This window comes from Streptomyces sp. RPT161 (genome assembly GCF_027533845.1).
GTDB lineage: Bacteria > Actinomycetota > Actinomycetes > Streptomycetales > Streptomycetaceae > Streptantibioticus_A > Streptantibioticus_A silvisoli_A.
Genome location: NZ_JAPZVN010000032.1, coordinates 49,052 through 59,072 on the forward strand (window position 1 = coordinate 49,052; position 10,021 = coordinate 59,072).

The window sequence follows — 10,021 nt, forward strand, 5'->3', positions numbered from 1 at the left end:
CGGCTTGTCGCACGGGGACGGAAAGTGGGACATCGACCCGGCGGGGGTCAACAGCATCGTCACCAAGACTGCTCAGGCCGCCAAGGGCATGGAGGGCGATGCCAAGTCGTACGCCAAGCACCTGGAAGGCGCCGCGCACGCCGCTGGCACTCTGACTGGCGAGGGCATCGATGGCGTCGGCCTGGTGGGCGTGGCGCTCGGCCAGTTCGCCCAATCCACCGAGGCATCGTTGAAGTACCTGTTTCAGCGCAGCGGCGCGTCACTGCAAGGCGCGGTGGATGCGACGAAGGACTACCTCAACGGCGACCTGGACATGGCTGCCGAAGCCCAGAAGAACGCCGTCCAGAAGTACCCCTCCCTTCCTCCGTACGTTCCTCCGCAGCAGGACAAGCAGTGAATCTGATCGATCCCGACAAGATCCCGCAGTTCACCGGCAACCTCGACCAACTCGAGTCCGAAGCCTCGGGCTTGAAGACTGACGGCGGGAACATCACCAAGTCCGGCGGTGATGTGCACTCCACGTTCCAGGGGCTGTCCGCCTTCTATAGAGCACCCGAGGCGGAGCAGCTGTTCGCCACCACCAAGCCGGTGGCCGATGGCGCAAAGACCTTCGGCGACGACCTGGCCACCGTCGCCTCCGCACTGTCGGAGTACGCCAACGAGGTCCGCCCCATTGCGCAGAAGCTGAAGGACCTGCGCAGGCAGGCGGCGGATTTCCGCGCCCGCATCCAGGGCCACCCGCACTGGCGCTCCAACCAGCACAGCGTCGACGAACACAACAACCTTTGGCATGAAGTCAACGCCACGGTGTCGGCGTTCTGGGATGCCGAGCGCAAGGCAGCTGGCAAGATTGAGTCGTTCTTCTGCGGGGTCGGATTCACTGCCAACGATGGATCCAACAAGCCGAACATGTACGGCTACACCGCGAGCCAGCTCAACCAGGCCAAAGAGCTGCCGTGGGGGCAGGCAGTCGAACAGACCTATCGCTGGAACAGCCTCGGCAGCGTACTGGGTAGTCTCGGCCACTACGCGAAAGTCGGTGTGTGGGACGGCTTCATCGTCGACGGCGTCTGGGGTGGTCTCAAGGGCCTCGGCCATCTGGTCAACGTCTTTGACCCGCACACCTTCTGCCAGTCCTGGGCAGGGCTGGGCGATGTGACGGTCGGCTTCCTGTCCAAGGCCATCCCTAATCTCCCTGCCGCCGCTAACAGCCTCGCCAACGGGATGGCGCCCGGCACCGGAGCGGGCCTTCCCACCGGCGAGGTCCCGCAGTGGATGCAGCGCGACCAGAAGGCAGCTGACGCCTTCGCCAGGAGCTTCGTCGCCTGGGATGAGTGGAAGACCAACCCCGTCCGCGCCGCCGGTTCGACCGTCTTCAACGTCGGCACCCTTGCCGCCGGCCCCCTCACCAAGATCGGGGAAGCCGAGGAGGCCGGGCGCTTCGCCGCGGCTGCCAAGGCCGCTGGCGCCCTCGGTAAGGCTGGACGTCTCGTCGACCCGATGACGTACGTCGCCAAGGCTGTGGGCACAGCGGCCGGCAAGCTGCCGAAGCTCTCCGACATCGCCGCCGCCCTGGACAGCCTCAAGACCGGCGACATCCATGGCCTCGATGACCTCTCGAAGCTCCACGGTGTCGAACTTCCCGACGGTGCGACGAAGTTCTCCGACGGCTCCGTCCTCCACAACGGAGAGTGGCACTTCCCCGACGGCACAGTGATCGAGGCGCACGGCGCCAACGAACTCGTCGTCTCCCACGTGGGACACGACACCCCTCTCACCGTAGAGCACGTCACCACGCACGCGCCCGGGAACGTGAGCCACGATCTGGCGGATCCATCAGCCCACCACTCCCACGAAGCAGCGCACAGCGCCGGGACCCACGCCGACCACGCGCTTCCTGGCCCGGCTGACCACAGTGGCCACGCCGCCCCTACCGACCCATGGATCGGCCACGACCACCCGCAAACCGACGGCATCGCCCTCCTGCCAGGACAAACAGGCGGCTCCATCCGCCCTCCGGACGACGGCACCTTCCGCAGTTGGATGAAGACGGAGAAGTGGGCCAACGACGCCTACACCTCCATCCGAGGGACCGACGACGTTCCCAGCATGGCCGCAGCGCTCCACGACGTTGAGCGCCTGGACGGCACGCACGGCTTCTCGACGGAAGAACTCAATGCCATCAAGCACCACATCTTCGAAGAGGAGCACCCCCTCGAATCAGTCGATGGCGGCATTGTGCATGCGCGCTATGACGCCAACCCAGACATGGCCGAGGCATGGATCCGGCTGCGCTCCGGACAGCACACACCCGCGGATGTCCTGCTACTGGAGCACGAACTCGCCGAACACCGGTACTACGTCGCCCACCCGGGAGCGCCGTACACCGAGGCGCACGCTGCCGCCACCAAGGTGGCGGACTGGAGCACACACCGAGAGCCTCCCGCGCGGGAGGACTACTCCGCCCCGTTCTCCACGGACGATCTCGGCCACACCGACGCGGGCTCCTCACCGCACGCCCCGCACGCACCTCCACACGCCGTCACACACGAGCACATGGAGCCTCCCGGCACCACTGACGGCCACGCTGCGCCGGGTGAAGTCGGCTCGCACGGCGGAAACTACGGCGGCATCCACCTTCCGCCCGACGAGCCCCCCCGCAGCAACCTGGTCGACGGCTCCTGGGAAGGGCCCAACGGCCTCACGCTGAGCCCAGAAGCCAATGCCGCAACGCACCAGTTCCTGGACCGGGCCGTCTCCACCGAGCCTCACATCACTGAGGCGGTGCAGTCGATCGCGCACGACGTGGACCACGCCAAGCTCAACGGGCTCGAATACCGGTTGAAGGGCGGGGACTCCCTCAAGCGCAAGATCGCCACGGCGATGCTGGAAAACCCCGAGCTCACCCCGGAAGGCGCGCTGGCCCGGATCAAGGACTCGCTGCGCTACACCGTCGAAATCCCCAGCGAAAACTACACGCACGGCGTCCAGCACGCCGTTGACGACCTTCGCTCTCGTGGTTTTGAAAACGTCACCTTCAAGAACACTTGGGAGAGTTCAGGCTACAAGGGGATCAACTCGACCTGGCGCGACCCGTCTACGGGCCAGATGTTCGAGGTGCAGTTCCACACGCCGGAGAGCTTCACGGCGAAGATGGACACGCACGTGCTCTACGAGCGGGAACGACTGCCCGGTACCTCGGCTGACGAGATCGCTGCGATCAAGGCACAGCAGCATGAGCTGTTCGGCCGTGTCCCGGTTCCGCCGCATGCCGACACGATCCATTTGGACCACGCTGGGCATGATGCGGGCACCTCCGCGGCCCATGAGCGCCATAGCACCGCCCTGCCGACCCACCGCGAAGATTCAGGACCTCCCCATACCGAGCACACGCCTCACGACGGCCAAGGAGACCACGGCCACACGGGCGGATCTGATCACGCCACTGCAGATCACCGTCTGTACGGCGACGGCCCTGCAGATCCCCAGCTCAATGCCGCGGAGCTGGAAGGAAAGACGATCGGTGACCGGCACGGCGTCGACATCAATTACACAGCGAACGCTATCTCGCCTGAAGTTGCCAGAGATATCAACAAGGCAATGGACGCGCTTTCCTCGGAGTATCCGGCAACCTTCAAAGGCCTAGAAGTAGTACACACCATCCCCGCTGGCGAGGACTCGGTGTTGGCGTACGCCATCCTGCACGATGGCGGGCCGGAGGTGCGGGGAATCTATCTGGATTCCGGGGATTTTGCGGACTACGGTGAGCGGATGAGGCTTGGCGCGGAAGAGGAGGCAGCCAACTGGACCGTGCCCGGCGGAGGGTCCGTACAAGGGATCTTCTACCATGAGTTCGGCCACCACTTGGCCCAGCAAATCTTCGACTCGCCAGCCGCGAACCAGGAGCTTGAGCATAGGATTTCGGAGGCTATAGGTCGGCCGTACGACTCTAGTAGCGAGCCGCACGACCCCATCACCGAGAGTGAAGTCGCCCTGCTGGTCTCTGACTACGGTGCGACAGACCCGCATGAGATGATGGCCGAACTGTTCACGGAGTACAAACTCGCCCCCAGCCCCCGCCCGCTCGCCGTCAGCATTGGGCAGATGATCGACAAGTACCTCAAACCCTAGAAGGACTCCTGCCATAATGCGCCGCACCCCTACGATTTGTGACGCCTGCTCGCACTTGCAGCGTCGGCTGAATCCAGATTCCCGCACGACAGCCGATCGTTACATCATGTCCTGCGCGGCATTTCCCGGCGGTATCCCCCGCGACATCCACCCCGGCGGTTACGACCACCGCAACCCCTATCCCGGAGATGGCGGAACGACCTTCGACTTGGCGGAGGGGAAGGAGAGGGTTCTCGCCGCGTACGAACGCTTGACTCCCGAGGAGCGCAAGCACCGGCAACCCTCCCAGGGGGGATCGGCGGAAGAGCTGACGAAGTACTACGCGAGATTTAGCGAGGGCTTTTCTCGCAGCAACCCGAGTGGCGTCGTTCGACGCCGGATCAGTGGCGGCGTCGAACATGACGAGGCCTTCACACGAAACCTGCGCTGGGAGCCTACGCAGTACCTGAGGTTGTACGAGCTCGGACACAATGACGAAGACGAGCACGAGGAGATCACCGAGGCTGAGGCAAACGCCTTCGTCGAGAGGGTGACACGCAAGATCAAGGGCCTGCCCCCGGAGCAGACCACCTGAGTTCGGGCCGATCTTGCCGGATTCCGACAGTCAGCTGCTGGAGTCGGTGGCAGTACGCCGTCGACGGTTGTGGTTGCGCCGCCAAACCAGGCCGTACGCAGGTGAGGGGGAGGGTTAGTGGATCAGACCACGCAGGGTCCGCGGCACCCTCAGCCGTCCTGCCAGCCGACCGAAACTCACGCCGTACAGCGCGTCGTCCGCCCACCACAACAGCCGATCCGTGCAGGGGTCGTGAGCTCGCGCGCGGGTTGCGCTGACGAGATCGGCCAGGGCACGGGCCGCCTGATGGAGACTTTGAGGATGGACCCGGTGCAGGAGTATCTCGCTGTAGCGCGGCAGCGCGATCAAGGCGCCGTACGGGCATGGGCCAGGCAGGAAGCGGGTGATGTCCAGCAGGGCGCTGGTGACATACGGGCTGGTCGAATGGCTGATGACACGCACCGGATCGCCAGTGGGCAACACCCGGTCAGCGACGGTGAACATCGGCAACTCTTCGCGCAAGGTGTTGGCGAGGGCACGACTGCCGGGATCCGCCACGGCCAGCCGGTTGACGTCCTCCCGGCTAAGCGCCGAAACGCTGGCCGGGCCGCCGCCAGCGAGGGGTCGATGCGTGACGACAACGTCGAGCAGGTTGCCGTACGGCGTACACATCAGCAGCCTGCGCTCACCTCGGCGCTTGCGCGGTGTGACCTGGACCCGCAACGCCTCCTCTACCAAGCCGCGTTGCTCCCGCTCTTGGAGCGCCGCAGCGACCTCTCCCGTCTTCTCGCCGAGCCACGCCTCGACGCGAGTCGGCCAGGCGTGTGGCGGGAGCTTCGCGCAGGCAGCGGTGAGCCTGTCGAGGGAGACCTCCGCGTGCGCGGTACCGACGAGAAGGACGAGACGACCCGCGTCCTGGTCGAGCATGGCGTGCGGAGCGAGCACCGGCAGCAGATCGGCAACGAGCGCCCGCACGTCTGCAGCGATCCCATCCCTCGCACGATCGTCGTCACTGCTCACCGGTCGTTCATATCAAGTGGGAGGTGCCGGTGACCATGCGACTCGTGCACCGCCCGGTACGCACGCCCCGGCATCTGGTCGGCACCGCCCCTCGCACGATCGCGGCACCGTTAACCCTGCGCCAAGAGAGGATCGGGAGTGCAGCGCACACAGTAAGGCCGATCGCTGGCGTCATGACCTCGGTGATCACGATGGCCGTAGTGCGCAGCGCCAGGACGCTGCAGTCGGTCGGGTCGTCCTTACCGTCTCCGTGGTCTGCAGCATCCGCTGCATTGCTGGCGGCTCCCGTGGCTTGTGTGACCCTTTCCTGGTCGCGCTGCGCGAAGGCGGCAAGACCGGCCTGGTCCTCTCCGACGACCGTACCGAAGGCCAGCTGATGGGCACCGCCCCTGCGACCATCCAGCCCCCGGGCGGGGAAGCTTCATCCGCCGGGGCGAGACCCCCGCTTGATCCAGATCGCGCTCGCACCTCGCCCAGCAGGCGAGATGCGGCAACCGGTGCCCCGAGAGGATTCCGCGTGACCAAGGACGTCATCGCACTCACACCCCGCATGCCCGACAGCCGCAGCATCATTGCCGCACTGCTGTCCGCGGGCCCGGACTTCCATGTGCAATCCGTAGCCGAGGGCGCCGTCCTCCAGCTCTGCGACGGCGGCGGTCGCCCCTTGATGTCGGTTGAGTCCCCGATCCTCGTGCAAGTTCCGGGCGAGACCGCCCGTCTGCTCGGCGCGGATGCCGATGCAGTCACCACGCCCACCTGGTGGGTGGAGGCCCGGGCGTCGACCGCCGCCCTAGAGGGCGAACGCATTGCAGCCGCCTTCGCAAGCAACCTCGCCCGCCAACTCGACGGCACGGTCTGGCCCGCCGACGCCGCCCTCCCGCCCCACAACGCAGCGCCGGTCAAAGCGGACACCACGGTCGTCCCCACCCCAGCAGCCGCACAGCCCGCCGTCGACGTCCTCACCGACCGCGTCGCAGTCGTGATCCAAAACCGCCCGGTCGTGCCCATGACGTCATGGCTCTCCGACACGCTCCGAGCATGCATCACCAGTGGCCGCGCCCTGCAGATCGTCACCCCACCTGACGCCCGCCTCAGCCTGCCCACCCGCACAGCGCTGACCGGCTTGCCCAATCGATGGGTCATCCGCGACCCGAACGGTACCTACTACGACGGGCTCTCAGGTGCCCAACTCCACTGGAACGATGGAGCGTTCACACTGGTACCAGCCCCATCAGGCGAGACACCCATAGCCCACGCCTTCACCACGCCCGATGCAGCGCATGCAGGCGAAGGACAGCTCCTGCTCTCCTTCACTACCTGCCACCCCGCCACCGACGACCTCCTCCTCGGCGGCGCCTTGGAGAGCGCCTGGCGCACCCTGACCGGCGCACCCCCCGCCGGCTGGGCCACCGCCGAGCCCGTGAACCTCCCATGGTCCCGGCCGGACATCACCCGCCTTGCCCGGCACCGCGCCCCCGACGACACGTGGATCACGACCGTGGGCTCACCCGACTGCCCGGCCATAGCCACGATGCGCGTATCCCGCACCGAGGATGGCGTGGAAGAAGACATCACGCTCGCGGTCGGCTATCGCAAGGGGCAGGAAATTGCCGAAGGCGAGCTTGCCTCCCTAGCAGGCGAGTTGGTGACCAACCACAATCTGCGCTCGCTACTTGCGCAACACCGGACGGCTCGCTGTGACCTCACGGTCCCTCCACATGTCGAAGGCATCCCCACTCCGTTCGCCTTCGCCCTCGGCCCCCAACCAGTCGAAGACGCAGGCCCTGCCCACGCCAGTCGTCCGCCGCTGCCCACTCCTCCGCAACCACTCGGCCCACCCGACCGCCCCGGCCTGTACTACCGCCTCGACACAGCAGATGCCACCGCGGGGTGGAAGAGCCTCGAACAGCTCACACGACACTTGGGCGAGGCGAACATCATGCGTACTTGACGAGCGTAACTAATCGGTATATTTCCCCGAGGTGTCTCCTCGCCGGACTGCGTACTTTGGCCTTGTCTGCTTTGGAGTTCGAGGGGCGACCTGTTGGAGTCACGGGGGGCACCGTCACGAGGGTGAGAAGTCCCAGGCGTCCTTCCTCCTTCGTCCAACTCACGCATTCGCGGTTGACCCGCTTGTCGTAGTGCATCTGCCGCTGGAAAGCCTCGAACATCCTCCTTCGGAGGGCATCCGGGAGTGCCGCGATCTCGCAGGTTCCGGCGGGCAAGGCGTCGGCGAGAGCGGGATCCTGTCGGACTGGGGTCTTCTGCCGGAGTGCCTTGATCTCGGCCTGCTTGGCACGGATCTGCTCGTCCAAGTCCACGACGCGCGTCGTGCTGGCTGGCGACACCGCCGCAGCCGCAGCCCGCATCGCCGGGGAGGCGCTGCGGACGGGGCGGCCGGATGGGTCTTCTGTTCCCATCTGTGTTGTGCACCCAACGAGCCACAAGACGAAAACGGAAGTCCTGGTCGAGGGGCCACGTGTGGCTCTTGACCCGGCGCACACGAAGCATCGCCGTGACGGCTTCGGCGCCATGAGCCCAGGGAGGGATGAGCGCTCTCGCGACAGAACCCGGACGATCCGGTTCACGGGCCTTCCTCTGCACGGCCGCCAGCCTACGTAGCAGGGGTGTAATCGTGCCCCGACGATGCCTTCCACGCCTGGACCCATTCCCGTTGCTAGCGGGCGAGGTTGAGCCGGTCGGCGGGCGCGAGGTTGCCCTTTGTGGTGAGGGCGCGTATGCGCTGCTGGGCGTGGGCCGCGCGCTCGGCGGGCACCGCCGACAAGGTTGCTCGCGGTGGCATGGCACAAGCGTACGGGGAGGCACTGACATCCAGGTCTGGATTTTGCCAGGGGCCCATGCAACGTCCAGGTGGCGGAACGGCGCGAGGCTCAAGTCCGAGCGTGTGAAAGCCTCTTACGCAATCCGTAAGGGGCTTCACCAGTCACCGGCCGGCGGACGGGGGTACCGTTCCCAGTGGACGCTAGGAATGGAGCACAGTATGCCCCAGTGGAGCGACTACACCACCGGCGAGCGCATCAAAGCGCTTCGGGGAAAGAACGTTCGGCAGAGCGATCTTGCCGAAATGACCGGCCTGAGCATCGTCACCATCCAGAACGCCGAGCAAGACAAGCGTCTGTCCCTGCCGACGCTGATGAAGATCGCGGACGCCCTCGGTGCGGATACCTCGGTAATCCTCGGCCAGCAGGCGCCGCGCCGGGCGATGGACCAGGGCGACCGAGCCACCATGCGGAAGCTATCGCGGGCCGTACACGACACAGCGGTCGGGATGTTGCCCGACAACGCCGAGGCGAGCCCGCTCGACGAGCTGCGGCAGGCCGTCGATCGCTGCTGGGACGTGTACTGGGCTGGCCGGTACACCGAAGTCGGCGCGATCGTGGCGCCGCTGGTCATCGCGGCGTCGGCGCGGCTGCGGGAACAGCCGGTGGACGAGCAGGCCGACGCCTGGGCAGTGCTGTCCGACGCTTACCGGATCAGCGCCTACGTGGCGAATCTGATGGGCAACCGGGAGCTGGCATACGCGGCGATCGGGCACGCCCAGGAAGCGGCGCAGAGCGCGGCGGACCCCCTGCGGGGGGCGCTGGTTGCGTCCGGTAGGGCGTGGGTGTACTTGCGGGACGCACGGCTTCCGGAGGCGTTGGAGCTGGCGGAGCGGTCAGCGGTGGACATCGAGCCGCGGATGTCCCGGGCAACGCCGGATCAACTGGTCGCGTACGGCAGCCACGTCAATTTCGCCGCGGTGGTGGCATCGAGGCTAGGGAACAAGGAGCGGGCTGCGGACTACCTGTCGCAGTCGCATGCCACGGGCGCACTGATGGGCCGTGAAGTGCGCGCCCACGGCACGCTGTTCGGGCCGACAACAGCGACGACGCAGGCCGTCGGCGTGAACGTGGCTCTGGGGAATGTCGGCAAGGCGCTGGAGCTGATCGGGTCGGTCGATGACGTATCGGACCTGACAGATGCAGCACAGAGCCGGTACGCCATGGACAAGGCTCTGGCCTACGCCGACGCCCAGCAATGGGACAACGCGCTGGACACGCTGGAGGACACGCTGACGAACGATCCGGTGTGGGCCCGCCATCAAACCCTGCCGTCAGTCATCTTGCAGAAGGTGGGCACCGGAAGCACGGACCGGCTCCGCCGGGTCTCCGCGCTGGTCGGCGTGAGCCCCATCGGGGTTGGTGACCACGGCTTCGCTCCCGCGACCGACCGAAGCGCCCTGTAGCCGCACCCCCATGAACCGCCCCGTACGACAGGTTGTCGTGCGGGGCGGACGAGTTTCTGCGACGCCTACGG

8 protein-coding genes are annotated in these 10,021 nt (G+C 66.3%); 5 read left to right on the forward strand and 3 right to left on the reverse strand.

From position 1 onward, the window contains the following. The first annotated feature begins 4 nt into the window (after positions 1-4). From O5O46_RS33295 to O5O46_RS33305, 3 genes are all read left to right on the forward strand, one after another. Complete coding sequence (locus O5O46_RS33295; RefSeq protein ID WP_269859401.1) at positions 5-397, forward strand: DUF6507 family protein; 393 nt, start codon at positions 5-7, stop codon at positions 395-397. Further along, positions 394-4,131: a hypothetical protein gene (locus O5O46_RS33300; RefSeq protein ID WP_269859402.1), complete on the forward strand. Its 3,738-nt coding sequence runs from the start codon at positions 394-396 to the stop codon at positions 4,129-4,131. Before O5O46_RS33295 ends, O5O46_RS33300 begins: the two co-directional genes overlap by 4 nt. A gap of 106 nt (positions 4,132-4,237) precedes the next feature. Beyond that, positions 4,238-4,705, forward strand: coding sequence for a hypothetical protein (locus O5O46_RS33305; RefSeq protein WP_269859403.1), 468 nt, complete (start codon positions 4,238-4,240; stop codon positions 4,703-4,705). A 114-nt stretch (positions 4,706-4,819) separates the two neighbouring features. Here O5O46_RS33305 and O5O46_RS33310 read toward each other — a convergent pair whose 3' ends face one another. Beyond that, on the reverse strand, positions 4,820-5,659 hold the full coding sequence (locus tag O5O46_RS33310) for a hypothetical protein (protein ID WP_269859404.1): 840 nt from the start codon (positions 5,657-5,659) through the stop codon (positions 4,820-4,822). A gap of 562 nt (positions 5,660-6,221) precedes the next feature. On the opposite strand from O5O46_RS33310, the gene O5O46_RS33315 reads away from it, so the two are divergent. Continuing rightward, positions 6,222-7,655, forward strand: coding sequence for a DUF6177 family protein (locus O5O46_RS33315; protein WP_269859405.1), 1,434 nt, complete (start codon positions 6,222-6,224; stop codon positions 7,653-7,655). Here O5O46_RS33315 and O5O46_RS33320 read toward each other — a convergent pair. Further along, complete coding sequence (locus tag O5O46_RS33320) at positions 7,642-8,025, reverse strand: hypothetical protein (RefSeq protein WP_269859406.1); 384 nt, start codon at positions 8,023-8,025, stop codon at positions 7,642-7,644. The two genes, O5O46_RS33315 and O5O46_RS33320, sit on opposite strands and share 14 nt — an antisense overlap. Positions 8,026-8,381: 356 nt before the next feature. After that, positions 8,382-8,507 carry a hypothetical protein gene (locus O5O46_RS33325; protein WP_269859407.1) on the reverse strand — a complete coding sequence of 42 codons (126 nt, stop codon included), beginning with the start codon at positions 8,505-8,507 and terminating at the stop codon, positions 8,382-8,384. A gap of 198 nt (positions 8,508-8,705) precedes the next feature. On the opposite strand from O5O46_RS33325, the gene O5O46_RS33330 reads away from it, so the two are divergent. Further along, entirely contained in the window at positions 8,706-9,950 is a 1,245-nt protein-coding gene (locus O5O46_RS33330; protein ID WP_269859408.1) for a helix-turn-helix domain-containing protein, read from the forward strand. Positions 9,951-10,021: the final 71 nt, after the last annotated feature.